At 50.9% G+C, this 17905-nt stretch carries 26 protein-coding genes; 3 read left to right on the top strand and 23 right to left on the bottom strand.

Translation table 11 applies throughout. The features are described 5' to 3' along the window. Nucleotides 1-45: 45 nt before the first annotated feature. The 14 genes from QU595_RS10335 to QU595_RS10400 form a co-directional block, all read right to left on the bottom strand. Complete coding sequence (locus QU595_RS10335; protein ID WP_315921541.1) at nucleotides 46-1635, bottom strand: Fic family protein; 1590 nt, start codon at nucleotides 1633-1635, stop codon at nucleotides 46-48. A gap of 200 nt (nucleotides 1636-1835) precedes the next feature. Beyond that, nucleotides 1836-2222, bottom strand: coding sequence for a hypothetical protein (locus QU595_RS10340; protein WP_315921543.1), 387 nt, complete (start codon nucleotides 2220-2222; stop codon nucleotides 1836-1838). Between the two features lie 51 nt (nucleotides 2223-2273). Beyond that, nucleotides 2274-2540, bottom strand: coding sequence for a hypothetical protein (locus tag QU595_RS10345; protein WP_315921545.1), 267 nt, complete (start codon nucleotides 2538-2540; stop codon nucleotides 2274-2276). A gap of 184 nt (nucleotides 2541-2724) precedes the next feature. Continuing rightward, the gene (locus QU595_RS10350) at nucleotides 2725-3354 is read right to left on the bottom strand and encodes a hypothetical protein (protein ID WP_315921547.1); all 630 of its coding nucleotides are present in this window, start codon (nucleotides 3352-3354) and stop codon (nucleotides 2725-2727) included. Next, nucleotides 3351-3620 carry a hypothetical protein gene (locus QU595_RS10355; RefSeq protein WP_315921549.1) on the bottom strand — a complete coding sequence of 90 codons (270 nt, stop codon included), beginning with the start codon at nucleotides 3618-3620 and terminating at the stop codon, nucleotides 3351-3353. The genes QU595_RS10350 and QU595_RS10355 overlap by 4 nt, the downstream gene beginning before the upstream one ends. 20 nt (nucleotides 3621-3640) lie before the next feature. Continuing rightward, a complete protein-coding gene (locus QU595_RS10360; RefSeq protein WP_315921551.1) occupies nucleotides 3641-3856 on the bottom strand; it encodes a hypothetical protein in 216 nt (71 codons plus the stop codon). An 87-nt stretch (nucleotides 3857-3943) separates the two neighbouring features. Next, nucleotides 3944-4210, bottom strand: coding sequence for a hypothetical protein (locus QU595_RS10365; protein WP_315921553.1), 267 nt, complete (start codon nucleotides 4208-4210; stop codon nucleotides 3944-3946). Nucleotides 4211-4298: 88 nt separating this feature from the next. Next, nucleotides 4299-5813 carry a hypothetical protein gene (locus QU595_RS10370; RefSeq protein WP_315921555.1) on the bottom strand — a complete coding sequence of 505 codons (1515 nt, stop codon included), beginning with the start codon at nucleotides 5811-5813 and terminating at the stop codon, nucleotides 4299-4301. Nucleotides 5814-5817: 4 nt separating this feature from the next. Next, nucleotides 5818-6153, bottom strand: coding sequence for a hypothetical protein (locus QU595_RS10375; protein WP_315921556.1), 336 nt, complete (start codon nucleotides 6151-6153; stop codon nucleotides 5818-5820). A gap of 132 nt (nucleotides 6154-6285) precedes the next feature. Continuing rightward, nucleotides 6286-7623 (bottom strand): hypothetical protein, encoded by a 1338-nt coding sequence (locus tag QU595_RS10380; protein ID WP_315921558.1) that lies wholly within the window; start codon nucleotides 7621-7623, stop codon nucleotides 6286-6288. 249 nt (nucleotides 7624-7872) lie between these two features. Next, complete coding sequence (locus tag QU595_RS10385) at nucleotides 7873-8205, bottom strand: ASCH domain-containing protein (RefSeq protein ID WP_315921560.1); 333 nt, start codon at nucleotides 8203-8205, stop codon at nucleotides 7873-7875. After that, nucleotides 8180-8854 (bottom strand): hypothetical protein, encoded by a 675-nt coding sequence (locus QU595_RS10390; protein ID WP_315921562.1) that lies wholly within the window; start codon nucleotides 8852-8854, stop codon nucleotides 8180-8182. The genes QU595_RS10385 and QU595_RS10390 overlap by 26 nt, the downstream gene beginning before the upstream one ends. Nucleotides 8855-9058: 204 nt before the next feature. After that, nucleotides 9059-10222, bottom strand: coding sequence for a hypothetical protein (locus QU595_RS10395; RefSeq protein WP_315921564.1), 1164 nt, complete (start codon nucleotides 10220-10222; stop codon nucleotides 9059-9061). A gap of 82 nt (nucleotides 10223-10304) precedes the next feature. Continuing rightward, the gene (locus tag QU595_RS10400; RefSeq protein ID WP_315921566.1) at nucleotides 10305-10460 is read right to left on the bottom strand and encodes a hypothetical protein; all 156 of its coding nucleotides are present in this window, start codon (nucleotides 10458-10460) and stop codon (nucleotides 10305-10307) included. 288 nt (nucleotides 10461-10748) lie between these two features. Here QU595_RS10400 and QU595_RS10405 point away from each other — a divergent pair, with 288 nt between their 5' ends. Together QU595_RS10405 and QU595_RS10410 are read left to right on the top strand one after the other, a co-directional pair. Further along, nucleotides 10749-11264 carry a dual specificity protein phosphatase family protein gene (locus QU595_RS10405; protein WP_315921568.1) on the top strand — a complete coding sequence of 172 codons (516 nt, stop codon included), beginning with the start codon at nucleotides 10749-10751 and terminating at the stop codon, nucleotides 11262-11264. Between the two features lie 8 nt (nucleotides 11265-11272). Beyond that, nucleotides 11273-11836, top strand: coding sequence for a hypothetical protein (locus tag QU595_RS10410; RefSeq protein WP_315921570.1), 564 nt, complete (start codon nucleotides 11273-11275; stop codon nucleotides 11834-11836). 42 nt (nucleotides 11837-11878) lie between these two features. Here QU595_RS10410 and QU595_RS10415 read toward each other — a convergent pair whose 3' ends face one another. The 3 genes from QU595_RS10415 to QU595_RS10425 all read right to left on the bottom strand — a co-directional run bounded on the left by QU595_RS10415 (nucleotide 11879) and on the right by QU595_RS10425 (nucleotide 13196). Next, on the bottom strand, nucleotides 11879-12589 hold the full coding sequence (locus tag QU595_RS10415; RefSeq protein ID WP_315921572.1) for a hypothetical protein: 711 nt from the start codon (nucleotides 12587-12589) through the stop codon (nucleotides 11879-11881). A 127-nt stretch (nucleotides 12590-12716) separates the two neighbouring features. Further along, nucleotides 12717-12977: a hypothetical protein gene (locus tag QU595_RS10420; RefSeq protein WP_315921573.1), complete on the bottom strand. Its 261-nt coding sequence runs from the start codon at nucleotides 12975-12977 to the stop codon at nucleotides 12717-12719. A gap of 33 nt (nucleotides 12978-13010) precedes the next feature. Beyond that, nucleotides 13011-13196 carry a hypothetical protein gene (locus QU595_RS10425; RefSeq protein ID WP_315921575.1) on the bottom strand — a complete coding sequence of 62 codons (186 nt, stop codon included), beginning with the start codon at nucleotides 13194-13196 and terminating at the stop codon, nucleotides 13011-13013. 568 nt (nucleotides 13197-13764) lie between these two features. Here QU595_RS10425 and QU595_RS10430 point away from each other — a divergent pair. Next, a complete protein-coding gene (locus QU595_RS10430) occupies nucleotides 13765-14016 on the top strand; it encodes a hypothetical protein (protein WP_315921577.1) in 252 nt (83 codons plus the stop codon). Between the two features lie 61 nt (nucleotides 14017-14077). On the opposite strand, the gene QU595_RS10435 is transcribed toward QU595_RS10430, so the two are convergent. The 6 genes from QU595_RS10435 to QU595_RS10460 form a co-directional block, all read right to left on the bottom strand. Next, nucleotides 14078-15238 (bottom strand): hypothetical protein, encoded by a 1161-nt coding sequence (locus QU595_RS10435; RefSeq protein WP_315921579.1) that lies wholly within the window; start codon nucleotides 15236-15238, stop codon nucleotides 14078-14080. Between the two features lie 95 nt (nucleotides 15239-15333). Continuing rightward, the gene (locus QU595_RS10440) at nucleotides 15334-15696 is read right to left on the bottom strand and encodes a hypothetical protein (protein ID WP_315921581.1); all 363 of its coding nucleotides are present in this window, start codon (nucleotides 15694-15696) and stop codon (nucleotides 15334-15336) included. A gap of 113 nt (nucleotides 15697-15809) precedes the next feature. Beyond that, nucleotides 15810-16151, bottom strand: coding sequence for a hypothetical protein (locus tag QU595_RS10445; protein WP_315921583.1), 342 nt, complete (start codon nucleotides 16149-16151; stop codon nucleotides 15810-15812). Continuing rightward, on the bottom strand, nucleotides 16111-16500 hold the full coding sequence (locus QU595_RS10450) for a hypothetical protein (protein WP_315921585.1): 390 nt from the start codon (nucleotides 16498-16500) through the stop codon (nucleotides 16111-16113). The genes QU595_RS10445 and QU595_RS10450 overlap by 41 nt, the downstream gene beginning before the upstream one ends. A 4-nt stretch (nucleotides 16501-16504) precedes the next feature. Then, entirely contained in the window at nucleotides 16505-17302 is a 798-nt protein-coding gene (locus QU595_RS10455; RefSeq protein ID WP_315921587.1) for a hypothetical protein, read from the bottom strand. A 232-nt stretch (nucleotides 17303-17534) separates the two neighbouring features. Next, a complete protein-coding gene (locus QU595_RS10460) occupies nucleotides 17535-17840 on the bottom strand; it encodes a DUF4326 domain-containing protein (protein ID WP_315921589.1) in 306 nt (101 codons plus the stop codon). Nucleotides 17841-17905 lie beyond the last annotated feature (65 nt).

Raw genomic sequence — 17905 nt, forward strand, 5'->3', positions numbered from 1 at the left:
GCAACAGCCTGTTGCACAATTGTGATGGCTCGCCGTCTAGGCTATCTACCTGTCCTGAGATTTCGTACTGCCCTTGTAAGCCGTTTCCTTCGGACGTGGTGGTGGTGGAGAACTCACCAGTTCTTTGACTAAGGACGCTAGGGGCTGGATGTTTTGATCCTGGCTTGCGCTTTCAAGAGTGGCCAAATACTCATCTCGCCGATTATACGGGACAATTGTCCAGGGGAAACCTCCCTCTGCCAGAAAGGCATTCATCAGAAAGCGAGCGATGCGACCATTGCCGTCATGGAATGGATGAATGTACGTGAAGAGAAACGGAGCCAAAGTGGCCTTAGCCCTCGGATCGGTTTCGATCTCTGCGCATTCGAACAGAACCTCAATGGCATCACTGATTGAACTGTGAGGCGTGGGAACATGATTACTGCCGCGCAGATAGATCGGGTGGCCTCTGTAACCTGCAAGAGCGTGCCGTGGCAGGATACCAGCCTCAACGGAAGGGGAGAACATCTGCCTGAACCACTCCTGATGCCTATCATAGAGGAGAGGTCCAGCTGGTTCGCCAGAAATGATTTTGCCGATGTCTTCCTTCACGGCCTTGAACGCTTCCCAATAACCTTTCGCGGCCAAAGCGTTTTGCATGTTCCAATCGTTCGTATTCTGATCCGGATTCCATGCTCCTGATCTCACCCGCTCGATCAAATCCGGTGAAACGTGATATCCTTCGATTGAGAGTGAGTTGTAGGCATCTGAGACGTAGCGATCATCGACGCTCGTTAAATATGCATCCTTGTCGTTGATTGGTTGAACTGGCAGGTCGAACGTCCGAAGGCCGTCATCTCTCATTTTCGCCCAAAGCAACCTGATCCGTGTGGCGGCGGGATTAGTGCCAGCCTTGCTTAAGCCAATTGTGAGGTTGGCCGTTTCTTCAAACGGGTTTTCCTCACGTGGGTTCAATCCTGCAGCTCTCATCGTGGAGATGATCGCGTCAGCGTCTCTTTCGCGCTCTATTGCTCTCAGCGCTCCAGCCATGCGTCCGGCGATGCTGGTTCTGCTTTCAGAAAGTAGTTCGTGGAGAACGGATCTCGTTCCCCGAATGGAAGCCAGCACGCTGACTACATCTGTCTGCATGCTTTTCCACGAGTGAGGGGCAAGGTTGATCAGCGCATTTTCGGCGCTCATGACACGCAAGCCATCGATGCGGTGGGAACTCGTTGGAACGGGTGTCCTGTGAAAGAACATTGAAGTTCCTCCAGGCAGACTTAATAGCTCATTGCCGCCGAGCGGAGATCGAATGATAAGCTGAGGCGGAATTGATTGATTGCCTGCAAGAACCGCCACGGAGTTCTCTGGTGACAGTGACCAATCGTCTCCGAACCTGTCGTTCAGATATGCCTCTGAGAACTCCCAAAACACGGTCGACCAAGCTTCGTCAATGCGTTTTCTGGGGCCTGGCCGAGAATTTACAGCAAGCCAGCCACGGATGATTTCTTCGAGAAACCCATTCCTTTGAAGCCTCTCTCTATGTGCTCGTGAGATCGACGAACTCTTGATGACGGTGATTTTTCCGTCCTGGGTAACTTTATGCAATTCCTCTAGGGAAGTTGCTAATGGGTTAGGTTTGCTGCGAGATGCCATTTGCTCTCTCCATCCATTAGCTCGTTGTATCACAATGTTTTGATGCTGCGCAATTACAATGTTTTTGTGTCGTTCAATTGCAATGTTTTGGCGTTGTGTAGGCACAATAGAAACGTGCTGTGACCTCCGTCTCGTTTCTAAATGAAAACGGCCGGAGTTGCCTCCAGCCGTCGAATAGTCAGTAGGACCACCAGAAAGGTCTAAGCGGCTTCGGCTCGTTTAAGGTCCTGTAGCCGTAGTCCATGAAGTTTGTCGTTCTTGGTGCGCTCAGCCGCGTAGTTCGTGAACGGCAACGAGAAACCGAGTGTCTTGAGCATGCGTGAGAACACATAGTCACAGCGTTCAGGATAGAGACGCTTGTTCGGGACGAGGTTTTCGGCCGGAAGGGATGCGCCCCTTTCATGATGGATCAGTACATCGCCCTTGTAGACGACCAAGTGGAGTTCGCCGTCCTCCTGGTACACGTGATGGGTTTCGCGCTCGACGGTATAGCCAAACAGCAATGTACGGGTTTCGCCGTCCATCGCTGGCAACGTCCGCTTCACAGCCTCGACCTCTCTGAGGGACTCAAGTTCTTCTTTTTTCACAGTGCTCTCCTTATGTGCAGATTAATTCAGGTCGACTCGAACATCAATGGCTTATTGAAGTTCACCATTGGCACGAGCAACTTCGGCTTCAGCGCAAATTTGGGCTTTTGCCTGCGCAATCTGACCTTCAAGGTGGCTCATGTATTCGTTGAGAGCGTCAGTAGCGACCTTCGTCGCGCCCGCCGAGTAGCGGACGACCTGTGCTTCATGCAGATTTTCTGGCTGCTTATTACCGTCGATCATGATCTGCCTGAGAGCGTTCAGAAGAATTTGTTCACGCTCGCTGATTGGTTGGATCTCGTTGTTGTTTTTATTCATAATTAATCTCCTTTGCGGGCTTAATACCGAATTTTTAGCAATTAATCAAGAGAATAATTAGCAGTATTCGAATAAATGAAAAATCGATTATTTGGCTATTTTCGACCACGGAAAGAGCTGCAATTGTGACCTGAATTGGAAACTCTTTTCCTGACGTTTTAGGAAGCTGGTATGCCTCCGAAATTCAGGCCTTCCGCTTTTTCTTTTCGTAGAGCTGGCCGTGACCTGGATAGCGCTCAATCTTTCGAAGGGCTTTGGCGTCGTATTCGCTGAGGCCCATGGCCTTCACCTCTTGCCGCGTGAGGCCGAGGTCTTTCAGCACATCGTGAGCCATACCAGGCTGGTCATGCAGGTTTGATAGTGTGCAGCAGGCCATGACATAGCCAAAATTGAAAGCCTTGGTCGCTTCAGCGGCGTCATTAGCTTCCTTGCCGTCCTCTTTCCAAACAGCGAATGAGCCGTCCTTGCTTCTTGACGTGCCATCCCAATCCTTGTCGTAAGTTGGAAGTCCATTGAGCAGCCAGAGGTCATCATCCTTGTAATGCCAGCTGACCTGACCAGCGGGCGTGTCGACGTAAAGGATTGTGCTGAATTCGTCCATGCCGGGAGTATCGTCAACGCCCGTGCCCGCATCGTAGCCAGCACGCAGGGCCATGCGCGCCAGTGCAGCTGATGCATATGCACGTTCGGTGTAGGCTCTCTCGACACGATGCTTGTAAACATCGATGATGTCCTGAGCCATATCCAACTCGATTCCTAACTCTTTAATCCGTTGGTTGGCCTGTGCCAACTGCTCTGCGAGATCAGTCGTCATTGAAGATCGGCTCGCTTGTGGAAGTAGAAGATGCCACACTCACGTGCCGCGTCCTGATATGCCTTTCGAGCGGCTTCTCGAACTAGCCGCTCTGCAGCCGTTTCGGGCTTTCGAGGCAAAGTAATCTGATCGGAAGACCGATTGAAATCGGACACCGCCTTCGCGTAGTCCTTCTCGGCCTGTTCGCGAATTGCGCGCTCTGTATATGTTTCAGGACGGGTCCATGAGCAGCGCCCGAAGTCACATGCATTGATGTCGTTCTGCATTGTGTCTGCCTTCCTGGTTCTCAATCGTGATCAATACTCCGTCCGGTTCCGGCTCTTTTTCCAACTTTCGCCTCCTCTTTATCCAAGATGTAGCAGGCGATGAATACGATAGAGGCACCAAAAAATGCGCCACCAAGAAATTCAAAATCTGGAGCGTATAATTGAAAAGCAGCCTTCACGAAAAAAGATGCAAACGCACCAATTAAAGTGAGCATGGTCATTTTGAATAGAATCATTGACTATTTCCCTTTAAACCGATGGAGCCTGCCGATACGGGCGTAATGGTGCAGCCAGATCGTCCAAGAATTTCGCCTGTTTCGAGATCAAGTCCGAGGTCTCACTTTGGTGTTTTCGATGTCATTCCGTGCATTTTCGGCTTCCCTTCGCTTCTTGTCGTCAACGTAGATGTGACACTTGTCGACGCCAGAAAAAATGTAATCCATCTGACGCTGAACCCAAAGTTCGGATTCGATCTTGTCTCGGTGTGCACGTGCTTCTTCCATGCCGCCCCATTTGGAACCAAGGAAAACCCCTGCCCCGAAAACAATAAATGCACCGATAATTCCAGTCTTACGTGAAATGGTCTTCATTGTCGTTCCTTTGTCGAGGCGGATTTATACCAACAATTAAATGAATAATCTAGATAAAACTTAAATGGCGCGCATAATTTAGCACCATTTAATTCTCCTGTTTCCCGTCTTCGTGCTCAACTGCATCGATCACCTGATAAATGATCGATGACGGCGTCATTGGTTGATGGGCTGCACGCTTGATGATCTTGAGAGCAATCTTGTAACGGTCTGCTCTCTGGTCGGCCGCATCGGCTCTCCATTTTGCCCTATTCAGCATCAGCCCGAAATTGTCTGGATCAATGAAATACGTTCCATCTGGCAACATTCGGCTGGATTGTCCGTTCGCAATTACAGCTGCAACTTCGTCCCAAATGTTTTCGCGCTTGGCAATCTCTTCGATCTTCCGGAGCCGGATCGCATACCATTCACGTGTCCAGACGTCATTCATCTCCAGTTTTTGAATTTCACGCTTCAGCATGCCGATCTCAGTGAGAAGATCGGAATCGCGATAAGCCATGTTCGGATTGAAATCCTTGAGCGCGATTGCCAGCTTCATGACCGCTCGGAAATCGCTCGGTCCAAACCAGGTCGTGATCGGTTGTCGCTGGTTGGTGTCTGTCCAGCCATGGTCATCGACGTTCCATCCGGCGAACGATGCAAATGGTTTGAGGATTTCTGCAATTTCGCCACGCGTAAACCTGTCGATGACTTTCTGGTCGATGGTTCGGTTCCAATCGGCAATTGCCGCTTCCTTGGAGTGATGAGGAGCGGTCTCAGGTGCGCAGATACAGCTTTCATCGTTTGAGGCCGCGCCGCATACCACTTTGTAAGTTGTATGATCTGGTGATATGACCTTTGGCGTCGAGAAGCACCACGGGCAGTCCTTAGGCTTCAGATTCCTGTCGATGACTGGAACTTCTCCATCATCCCCGACATGCTCCGCAGGGATGACGCCCGCAGCCTTGTATCTGGCGATCTCAGCTTCAAGCTGTGCAATCCGCTTCTTGTGCTCCGCTGTCTCGTCCTGCACGGCCTTCAGCTGCAGTGCCTGTGCCTCATAGGCCCAGTCTGACGTCGCAAGGCGCTTCAGCAGGTCACTGCATTGCGTGCGCAAGTCCTCGGCATAGACGGCCTGGAACTTGTGCTCTTTCTTGAATTCTGGGGTGAAGGGCGGCTTGCTGTCCGCATTTACATAGCTCCAGATATCGTCCGACTGATCCGGCTTCGACAGCCAGCGATAGGCAATCGGCATGGCCGGATATGGAGGCAGGTCCGCGACTGCGTCCGCATAGACTGGAATCGAAAATTCCGTCGAATGGATTTCAGAATCATAGTCTTCAAGAGCGCGAAATTCATTGCCTTTGCCATCTTCGGCCTTCGGCGACAGATAGCCCACGAGCTTGCCTTGCGGACGGTCGTTATAGCGCTTGTTCCACTCTTTCACGGCATCATGCACGATGTCGTAAATGCCAGTCATCGGCTGCGAGTAGCACTCGGCCTCATCTTCGTAATAATCGGCGCAGACGAATTGCCATTCATCAGGCTTGGTGTCGCGCATTCGTGCAGCTTCACGGCCGCAGAAAGGACAAGGCTTCAACCGGAGTTCGTGGAGTTCGTTCAAGAGGTCAATTTCCTTCGTTGTTGGCGTCGAGTGGTTCCTCGACCTTGGCACTCAGTGCCGTCGCAATTGCCTTCACTGAATGGATCAGGCGGCATGAGCTGATCGCCAGGACCGCAACCGATGCGAACGTGACCAGCGACTGGATCAGGTTGAAGACATCATTCGTCGCGTATTCATCGAAGAATTTCACGAGAAATATCAGATAAAGATATGCGAGGGTGCCGAGGAAAATCAGCCCCATGATCGCGACCCGACGAGCATGTTGCCTGACAGACAAGCATTCTAATTTTCCACAGCAGCAGGTGCCAAATTCACGATGAAATTCGCTGTCTGTTGACATTATTCCCTCCTGTCGGTTGATGCCAAAATTAGTTTACTAGATCAATTATTGCTTAGTTCCCGTCGTCAATCAATTCACATTTATTGCGCAAATAAAAGGCCAGCATCGAATTCAAATGCTGGCCTTTTTCGATTACTGGTCGATCCGCTTTTTGATCGACGGCCAATGTTCACGCAGATGGGCAGGCAGGCCGCCCAGACTGTAGTTGCCGAGACGCTTGAAGATGAAATCTGCAATATCTGCCTCTATGTCTGCGTTGCTCGGTTGCTCCGCGTCTGCTCCGATTGCGGTCAGATTGTCAACGATCTCCTTCAGGGCGAAGGTGTCGGCTTCAATTCCAGCTAGGGTCTGATCGCGAACCGCCAGCTTTTCATCGAAACCCTCATTAAAGTCCTCGCCACAGAATTTGACGTACCGAGTTGTGATGGCACCAACTGTTTGACGAACGCTATCATATCGCGCGGCAGCGGGCGTCACCTGGATGTCATTCAGCAACGAAACAAGGTACTGGCAGCGAGCCTTAGTCAGCTGCGGCGATAGAGCGAGCTGCGCACCAGTCAGAAACTCTTCCTGCATGCTGGCAGTAATCTGGCTTTCCATGTCGCCAAGATCGACGTCGTATGGATTGTTGCCTGCGATTGCGGTAGCTTCCGGCGCTTGATTGAGGGAAGCCTGATACTGATCGACGATGGCGCGCAGACCATCGACTTCGGCTTCCAGCTTCTTGTTCGTATCATCGAGATTGATGTTCGCGTCGCGGAGCTTTTCGATCTCCGTGTTGTTGTCTTCGATTTTCTGCATAAGGTTTGCGTCCTCATGCGTAGTTGTTTCGCCAAATTCCATGGTCAGCACGGCTTCAAGATCCTTGCCCATCTTGAGGTCGTCTCGTTCCTTGGTCACGGCATCCAGTCGGCTATTGAGAGCCTCGATTTCCTTTTTCGCCGCCTCTAATTCGCGTCCGAGCTTGTTGCCCAGATTGATCTCGTCAGCGAGAGACTTGGAATAGTGATCGCGTTCGAGGCATGCATTGGCCAGCTCGACTTCTACCCGAGCGGTTTCAGCGTCCAGAACGGATTTGGCGACGGTCGCGTACTTGGTGAGCGCGAGAAGAGTCTTCTTCACGCTATCAGGAGAAACAGCGTAGGCGGCGGCGATGCTGTCGATGGACATAGCCTTTTCGTCCTCGCGGGTGACGACAGGGCTTGTGGTAACGCCGAACGCGCCTTCGATCAGTTCCAGCGGATACTGAATCGTCGGGCGTAGGAAGTCCGGATCGTTCATCAGATTGAGATCGATGGCTGCGTTGATGGCGTCAGCAAGGCTTTTGTGTGTGGAGTGCGAATTGCAAGTGCGATCCCAGACCTCGTAAACCAGGCCATGGGCTTCCTCTACATTGCACGGGCCGTGGCCATCCTTATTCAACAGCATTTCAATTGGGTAATACTGCCACAGCCGCATGTTTAGATACACTTCGTATTCTCCTATAATTTTTCAGGACATCAGTTCGCATATTCTGCGAATTAAATAAAGCGCAATTTATACAAATACGCATTTATCAGCGTACTAATTTAATGCGCAGCGAGTTTTCTTTCGTAATTTCTCGTAGGTTTCGTAAATCGGAGACATATAAGAAAGAAATGGGTCGGAATTTCAACTGTGATGGGGTCAAGGTCAGCATTAATTGCGGAGGATATCATGCCAACATTTTGCCCTTTGAAATCAACCTGGATACTGCCGGAGCCAATGCTCTTGTAGTTCTGGCTTCTGCGAGACATTGATAGCGAACACGTCAACCGGATCGCTACCGAAATGCTTGTGCTGCAGGGTGATCCTCCGCCATCCGAGATAGGGAAGCCAAAGTGTTCTTTCAGGATCGCCAGCCTTCGGATAGCCCTTTGTTAGGATGATCTTTTCGAACTGGGCGGGGTCACCGTCCGCATTTGTCAGGCGACGGGTCCAGTAAGGCGTTGCTAGGCGGAACTCCTCCAGCTTCTCGCCCGACTTGATCGCATCGAAATATTCACCATTAAGTGCCAGCTGCAGGTTCTTCACCTATTTCTCCGATAAGCCAATTGAATGTCTTGCTGCGATTGTTTAGGCGAATGATGTCTTCCTGAAAAATCGCGGCCTTCTTTTCGGCAATAATAAGTTGATCGTGAAGCTCTAGCCAGTCATTTCCGCGCTGCTCCTCAAATTGTACGATCACCTTTTCCAGCTCGGCAATGCGAGCATCGCGAATAGCGATATCTTCTGGTTTGGCGACTGCAAATTGCTCATTTGGCTGAAGGATTTCCTTGGGAACATCGTCGACGTCGATTTCAAGAGGGAGCCTGTTTTCGCTCGGCTCAATCTGATGCTGCAGGCGTTCAATGAAGCCGACAGCGTCATAGTGCGATTTGAGTTCAGCGACACATTCAGGAGCAACCGTAAGAGGCTGATAGTGCTCGGCTTCGAACGATACCCCATTGATGGTTCCGCTGAGTTTCAGGGTCCAGTGTTGCCCATTATGGGATTTGAAGACGACAGCATGGAGCGGATAGCGCTCGACACTGTCATCTTCGCTTTGCGATAGCGCTTCAACTGCATCCGCGACGACATGCGCGGGGTATGGCTTTCCATTGATGATGATCGTGGCGAACCCACCAACCTCGGGATTAACACCCACTCCTTTGACGACTGGAGACGGTTTGGACTGAAACATGAGACCGCAAAGTCCCTTGGATATAAGATGCGGCTTACGGCACCATTACCCTCGCCTCGACATCTTGGTTACAGATCAAGTGTCGTGGCTCTATTTTTCTTTTGCAAGCACTTGTTCCGTTTTGAAACACAAAATTTAAAATTTTATTCAAAATGAAATGCCCCTGGCCGGAGCCAAGGGCATTTGCATTATCGTCATCGGCAATCATTCGGGGCTAAATTCACCGCGATATTCGAGTAGCCAATCACCGACAGGTTTGCGCGGGAGCCAGCCATTGATGCTCTTGGGGTCAATTCCATATTTGTCCTTGTAGGCTAGCCGTTCCGAATTGACGTAATCGAGCCAACTCTGCTGTTCGTTTGCGGACATCCTATCAAAGGTGCCAAGGCTTTCTGGCGGCAGCAACTTGGCCATGTCCTCGACAGACTTGTCGTTCGAAAGATCTCTGGCAATCACTGGTACAGAATTCAGCCTCAAAACTCGAACATTGTCATCATGCCGGATGATAGGCGCATCATCATCATCGCTAATGTGTTCGAGAAGTTCCTTCTCCAGATCATCATTGAACATCGCGGCGAGAGGCCTTTCATCGCTTTTTTCGAGTTCAGCGTCAGAGCCGCCGTCTTCTTCAGTAGCATGAGCCGAGCAGCCGCACCCACAGCAATCGCCCGCATCAGCTTTGACGATGCCCACGGCATCATCGTTCGGCGATGCGGAACCAAGTTCGTAAAAGGCTTCCAAGAGGTCAACCTGTTCGAAGGCAGTTTCATTCTCTTGAGAGCCGTTATACTTATCAGCAGCATCTGCGACAGCCTTAGCTGCAGCAACGTCGAGTTCTTCGATCTGATTGAGATAGGACGCAAGCTTATAGTGTCCCCCAGTCCGGTTCATGCTTAGGACGTCGCGAACCTGTTCTACGAGCTTGGCTGACTTCTCGTCATTCTCACGAATGAAATCGCCAAGATTGTGCAGAAGAGCATCCTGTTGTTGGACCAGCTCGACGAGGTCGGCGATCATCTCGCGGCTATTCGCTTCTTCAGCGGCTGGTTCCATATAGAGCGTAGGCAGACCAGGGACATCTTCAGGAGCAATATGAAGCGGCTGAGTGTGCCTGGTGCTAAACCAAGTGCCGTTGATCGCGCCTGTAAGTTCCAGCACCCATTCTTCAGTGCTCTTTCGTTTCCAGATGTAAGCCTTCAATCGATGGACGTCGGTCATGTCCGCCACAGGCAATTCATAATGTCGCACGGCGGCGGCAACCAGGTCGGCCGGATAAACGTGACCGTTGATGATCAGTTCAGCGAAGCCTCCACCTTGGGGATTGAAACCAGAACCCTTGATTACAGCTTTCTCTTTAATTGCGGTCACATCGATCTCCTTGGTTGAATAATCGAATATTTAATAAATAAATAATTGTCAACGAATTTGGAAATTGTATGCGTCCAATTTTTTATAAATTAATCGCAAATCTGATAATCGCCCAAAACATCGAAATCGCCACAAATACAAGAAACCGGAAACCTCTCGTTGCGGGCACATCGAGCGCTCTTAAAGCCATTTCTGCAAGCAGCATGGCAATCCCTAGAACTATGGTGTCGAGCATCATTCGCGCGCCGCCTATGATGAATACACGACGGCTCCGCAGGCGATGAGTGCGAATACGAGATATAGGCCAATCAGGACCCACATCGTCATACGCTTGTCATCACGGCGTAGACCTCGCGCTTTCTTGGCAAAAATTACGCTAACGACTGCAAAGGTGAGTACGATTGCTAAAGCTGACATTCTGATCTCCTTTTCTGATGATGGAATAAATACCTTAATAAATCAAAATAACAATAGATATTCTGCATTAATTCCTGTATGGATGCGTTCGAATTAAGGAGATTATTGCATGGGAAATATTTCCGAAGAAATCGGATCAATCAACGTCGTTTCCCTAGCGGAAGCACAATCTAGGCATCAAAACTATGACGCGGTCATCACCATTGAAGACCCTGACTGTGGCTTCGGACTTCGAGTAAAGAACGGAATGCCGCAGCTGGTTCTCGCTTTCAACGACGTCACCAGGATGGACCACCATTGGATCGCGCCGTCTCTCGAACATATCACACAGGCCGTCGAATTCGCCCGCCAACACAAGGATGGCAAGCTACTCATTCATTGTGCTGCTGGCGTGTCTCGCTCTCCAGCGACGGCTCTAGCTATCATCGCCGACCGCCTTGGCGCTGGTCGCGAGACTGAGGCTGTCGAATATCTGTTTTCTACGTTCGAGAGCATCGAACCCAATGAGCGCGTCGTCGCCTGCGCGGACAGAATTTTGGAGCGCGACAGGGCATTGCTCGGAGCGTTCCGCAGGAAGTCGGCCGAGGTTGCCAAGTCGAAGCCTCAAGAAAAATTCTGCTGGTAGGAGGCTCCATGACCACGGTCACCAAAGAAGAAATTGGCGAGATCACCGTTTCGTCGCGAGACTTCGCAAGGCAGAACTACAAGGGCTTCGGCGCTGTGATCACCATTGGCGATCCAGGCTGCCAGCAATTCGTCGTTCCAGAGGAATCCGGCGTCAAACAGCTCATTCTGGAGTTCGACGACGCGATCAGCATGCACGGCAACTCAAAGATCGTAACTTTCGAGCATCTGCAGCGGGCTATCGAGTTCGCCCGTGAGCATCGTGACGTCCCGCTGCTGGTTCATTGCGGCGCAGGTGAACGGCGATCTCCAGCTACTGCCTTGGCGATCATTGCCGACCGCCTTGGCGCTGGTCGCGAAGATGACGCCGTTCAATACCTGTTCGACACCTACAAGGATATCGAGCCGAACACGAGAGTGATCGAGATCGCAGACCATGTTCTCGACCGTTCCGGTGATCTCGCCTGCGGCTACTACCTCGTCAAGGACAAGCGCGCTGAGGAGAAACAAGCCGAGATGGAAAAGCTCAGGTCCAAGCCCTCTCTGACGAAAAGCAAGAGACGCTGGCGTTAACAGTAAGCCTCGCTAAACGCGGGGCTTACTATTTGACGCACTTTAAGATCGAGAAGCGTCATCGACCCAAAATTTTGCGCTTTGGTTGTTGAGCGATCCATCATAGGGATCGGATTTGACCTTAAAGGTTTCTGGGATTTTGCTGCCATCTCCTCCGCCCTCGAAGTAGTCGCGGAGCGTGTAGAGAGCTGTTTGTTTTAGATGATCCCACTCGTAGAAGAGTTTTTTCTGAAGTTCGCGTGACTGTGCTGCAGCGCTCAATTTTCGTGAATTCCTGCTAGGATATGGGTTGGGACGCTCTCTCACAGTGTGAAGAAAGGTGATGCGGTGATGGTTCCATTCTTCATCAATGGATCGTCGCCATTTATAGCTGATGTTGAGTTCCATTCTTGCGCTGAAGGTAAAGGGGTCACGAATGTGATCGTCAATGAAGAATAGCTCCCCATTGCGTTCTTCGGCTTCCATTCGGGCCTTCATATTGAAGAAGGCATGGGAAAGTCTGGTCCCTGCTGATATTGCTCTGTATCTCTTGTCTTCGATGTTTTTTGCTGACCGTGCATTTGCACTTGCTCTCAATGCATCCTCGAAAGCACGCAGGTGTTTAGCGACATATTCGCCACACTCGAAAAGAGGTAGTTGGGAAATAGGCCCAAGTTTCTCTTCATGTACAGCTTTCTCGATAAGTCTATCGAGTTCGCGTGAATCAATTGATTTGAGGGCGTTCATTTCTCTAGGGGTGATGTTGATGATCATAGAGTACCTAATGGCGTTGTGGTGCCTTCCATTTTCTGGAATCAAAGCGTCAGTATCAACATCAAAATCAACAAAGTCCAAAGCAATAGGGTTTTGAACTTATGCTGGCGATGAATATCGAATTAAATCACCACTCCTTGGGGATCGGTATCTGCTCGATCATCTTCCAGCCTTCTCGTACGGACACGTCGCTCCATACTCTGGGGCCTGTGCGATCTGGCGTGTCGCCCATGATGAAGAAGATCAGGGTGCCGTCTGAGGTTTTGCGGAAATGAGCGATCCTCAAGCCCGCCCAAGGCTCTTTGCGCCTGCTGCCGATCCACCAGACCTCATGGAACTCTTCGGGACCTCCTTGCGGCTCGCCTCCAGACTTCTCAAAGACCCACATATGTGCCCTCCATTCCGCAGCTGTTAGCAGTGGTCACGCCTCTTCGGGCGCATAGACGATAGAAGCGCGCTCGATCCTTTCGTGAAGGCTTTTCACCTCTGGAGACGGATGGGGCGGTAGGCGATAAAACTTCGGTCGGGTTTCTTCGTTCACTTCAAGGATACCGTGCTCGACCATCTGAAAGAGTGCGTAGTTGATGTTTTGGCGCGGGACAAGCATGGCATCCGCGATCCTGGGTGCGCTAACCCAATCCCTACCCTTCAGCGTCGTATAGACCTTGAATATCGTTCGGGTAACTCGAAGCATGAACGCGTTTGAGCAAAGTGGAGGAAATAAGTCAAATGGAAAAGTTGGAGCAAAACATAGGCATATTTTCCTAGCACCAACCTTTTCAAGCTGATTTCTGCAAACTCGGAATCATTGCGAAAACACAACTCACAGAGCTTCTGGAACGCACTCACGTTCGAACGCGGGTCTGAATTTGAAACTCGGGCAAAAAATCACGCAGGAATCTTCATTTTTTCGTCCCGCACCAAACGCCGAAAACCCGACCTGGACGCCAATAACAGCCACTTTCAGCCCTCTTGAAGCGGTCGGGCAAGCATGCATATTGGCTTCACGTCGCTCGCGGCGAAGAATCTTATAATATTAGTGAAGGAGGATACGGGCCATGCGTTCCGTTGATCAGCAAACTTGTGCAAACAATCAGCACAATATGGATGATGCCTATCTACATATGCGCGAGATATATGCGCCTTTGGGAAAAGTTGATTAGGGGATAATGATAATGGCAACCTACGCTGTTACAACCAGTCTTATTATCCATTTCAAGGTCCGCATTGCAGTCGAAGCCGACAGTGCAGACGAGGCGATTAATGCATCCGCTGACTATCTTCCGAACAATTTCGACCCGAGTTCACAGAGGGGATGGGGCGCGAAAGTTTCGTTGAAAGCGCCGAAAGGCACCTCTGTTGAAGTCGTGAAGGCAACTCATTTTGAACACGCCAGTGGCTACGAGAAGGCCCGCAAGATCGGATAGAGAGTCCGCCAACGTGGAGCGTTGCGCTTAAAGGCGAATGCCCCACGTTTGTCTTCCGAATTCAATCTCGCGCCGACTGTGAAAATGACAATGTCATCGAATCCGCCTGATTCACGATCTTGCGGAGGGCGTTCAGGGCGATGTCGCCATAGTTGGCAATGACTGCGAGCTTGGCATCTGGCCCGTTGTCTTTCTGGTTTTCGAGTGTCTCATCGAATTTCTCCAAAACCCGCTTGATGGCATCCGCATCTTCATCGCTGACCACCACGCCGCTCTTGAAGGCACCGCTAGCGTCGAACTTGATCTGCTTGAGATGCGAGATAACGCGGTTGCCCATATCCCACGCAGCTTCCTCTGCCTGCGTTCCGCTGGCCTTGCCCCACTTCTCACGCAGACTCTCAACTTTTCCATAGATGGCATTGTAAAGCTGCAGAGTTTCGTAACGCAGCGAGCTGATGATCGCATTTGCATGCTCGCCGTCGACGAGGTTCGTCGTATGGATTCCGAAATTCTGGACGTCTTCGTCGGACCATGCTCTCTCGATTGTCGACAGAACCGTTGAGCCGTCCTTGTCGGTGGTCAGGTATGCCATATTTGGAAGGGCCGGAGCGTCAGCCACCTTGCCGATGACGTCATGCTCAGGAAGCACGTCTTCGTATGAAGCGACCTTGTGTGCCTCGTTGATGGTCTGATTGATCTCGGCGATGTAGGCCAGAGTTCCGTGCTTATAGACCCGATCACGAGCAGCCTTAACATCGGCTTCGTCGCACAGATCATGCGCGTAGACGTGCATCCAATCATCGATGCCCTGTCGAGCGACCTTGAGGGCCGAATTGAGAGCGGCAACCTGTTCGGTGCGCTTCTCAGCGATGTCCTTCCATTCCATGTCGGTCGCGCCAATGGCTCCAAGCGCTGCTGCCAGGTATTCGGGATCGGTCGCCTGTTCGAGCTGACGCTTGAGTTCGCTGTTTTCAGATTTCAGCAGAATGATCTGAGTGCGGAAATCTCCACCAACATCCGGCGTTGTCGAAGCTTCTGCAACGGCGAGTTTATCCTTGAGTTCAGCGACTTCCTTGCGCAGCTGATCGATTTCCTGCTGCTTGCCGTCGACGTCGAAGACTAGCCCTTCCTTCATCCATGCTTCGAGCCAGTATTGGGCCTGAATACGGAGGCTAGCGACATCTTCCGGCTTCATTAGACCGAAATCGTGGCGGTAGGACATGCAAGCGCTATCAATCTGTTTGTGGCTAGCAGGGCAATTAAACATCGTTTTCTCTCCAAATCTTTCGTCGTCGTAGCTGTGGGTGCAGGGGTGCCTCAAGCGAGGCAGGATGAGGTAGCGTCGAGGGTCTCTTGAAACCAGCTCAAATGACCAATGGCGTCAGCCTTCGAAACGGCCTGAAGGTCGGCCCATGTTTCTTCCCCAAGGTTCTCGTCCAATACACAATGGCCGCCTTCAAGGGTAAAATATCGGCCTTTTTTATAGAGGATTAGAAGGCTGCCACTCTCTTCATAGGTCGACCACGACCCGTAATACACGAGGGAATATTCATTCCAGATATCTTCAGGGACACCTTCAATGTCCCTCACATATTCGAATGCGTCATTTTGCGCATCGCCTTCAAGAGCAGGAAAACCAGAAAACTGCGAAGCCTCAACATTGACTGCCTTGTCGGTCATAATTCGTCCCTTTAGTTGAGGGTTGAATATACGAATAATTTGAGGATTAGCAATCAAGATTATGGATAAATATTGCTTATTTCTCCGAAAAGGAGGGCTAACCGCCCTTCCCTTTAATATTCGGCCTTCTGATCGAGTGTGACATCTATGCAATCCAGCAGATCGCGGTAAGCCCCCCAGTTCGGGAAGCGCTTTTCGACTTCCGCCAGAAGACGTTCGGCATCTGCAGCTCGGCGTTCTGCCGCTTGAAGCTTTTCATAGGTGCCGTCTTCATCGAACGATGCGATTAGACGTCGGCCGAGGTCCTCGAAGGGGTCGGTTTTACGCTCGCGATGATAGCTCATATCTTCCTGAGAAAGCGGTCGGCTCACCGTGGCAAACAGCTTGCCCTCCAGAGTGCGAATAAAGCCCCAGTCATCGAGGTCGTTGGGTCGATAAGTCAGCTTCGTCGTCATAGTCTGCGTCCTTTTTGTATGTGTTGGTTTCGAGAACCGTTCGCGCCAGCTCGCGGGGGTCGTTGTGTCCGTCCCTGATTGCTTCAAGAGCGGCCCTGAAATGATCGAGAAGCGAAGGCTGGTCGCTCTGGAGTGACGAAACCCACTTTTCGCCTCTGGCACGCGCTGCAGCCTGTTTCTGGCCGAATGTCGGGTCATTCTTGTGCCGACGCTCATATTCGGCGACAGCTTTGAAATGGATCATGGCCTGGTCGGTTTCGCCTTCAGCGCGCAGCGCGGCCTTGATCTCTTCCATCTCTACGTGGTGCGAGTAGCCAAACTTCTGCTTGATATCGACATCATCCTGCATATTGTCAGGCGGCCTGCTGGTTGGCACGAGCCGCGCTTAGAAGAGCCTCGATAGCTTGACGCGGTAGAGAAGCCTTGCCTCCTTCGGTGTCGAGTGCCTTCAACCAATCATTGACCTCTACGATGTCCGAAATGTCGACCTGGGCGGCAGGCTTATTGTCGTTCGCGAAAATCAACTCGTAGTCGAGTTCAATTTCTGGATTGGTGATTGCCTCGTAGACCAGAAGGAAATTGCGTTCGGCCTGTTCGGGCGTCCAATACTGAAGCTTGACGTTGAGCGGTTCGACTGGGCTGCTCCACACCTCGGGTGCAGGACCCATGTTCTGCGCTGCCTCAGCAAACAGGATCGCATAGTCCACGTCTTTAACCGCCTTCGGCATGATGTCACCGTCCAGCATGAACCTTGTCGCGATAACTGACATCAGACTGTCTTCGACTTCTTTGTAGCCAGTCAGATATGGCTTGATCGGCCTCGGAACGTCGCAAAGGTAGGCTTCGGTGCCATCATGCAAAAGCGCCCAAAGTGCATTCGAATACTCGCCCTTTTTGATGAAATGAATCGCCATCAGGATCGAATGCTCTGCGACCGAATAAAAGCGCAGGCAATGGCCATTAAATCGACAAATCATGGAAAGCGCATGCGCTATATCCCTGATATCAAAATCTTCTGGTCGAGGGTCCAGCGCCCAGAATTGGCGAGAGCAATATGTCTGAATCCAATCGCCATTGCGCTCATCAACCACATCTTGAGAGCCGACAGTGAGATCAGCCTGAAATTCTCTATTCACCTCATTATTGAACATTTGCAACGCCTCTTTGTGGGTTCGAAAGGATTGAACGAATTTTCACTTTGAATTGCCGAGTTCGATTCATCTAAATTTTGGATCGAGGGCGCTGGCGGCAGCGTTGACCCCACAAAAGCCAGAACGATACCCTGGCGATCTCTTTTTTTGACGGGTTTCCTTAAATATTTTCATCATAAAAAAGATTTCCAATTTGCTTGATTAAAACCTTTTCATATAAATGCTGGCTATTTTATAGGGATTGGTCAACATTATTTTTCAAATGAATTTCTTCAGCTTCCAGAACTTCGAGCGCCCTGAGAATGGATTCTCCGTGACACCGCTGCGGTTTGCAGAAGCAGATCACGTGCTGGAACATTAGCGGGCGCAGGTCGAGCGTTGGCAGCGTATTCTGTTCGAACTTGTTGCAGACATCGTTACGGTCGCCGTCCTTGCCAATCACATATGGATTGCCATACGGAGAGCCGCGCCCGATGTACTTTGCACCCTTGGGTGCGGTGCCGTGGTATTTGTTGTGCAGTCTGCTGATATTGACCATAAAACGCATTCCTGAAAATTGGTTGAGATAACCGAGATAAAAATTCGGGCGACTGCTGCGAAAAG

The organism is Mesorhizobium sp. SP-1A, assembly GCF_032460275.1.
GTDB lineage: Bacteria > Pseudomonadota > Alphaproteobacteria > Rhizobiales > Rhizobiaceae > Mesorhizobium.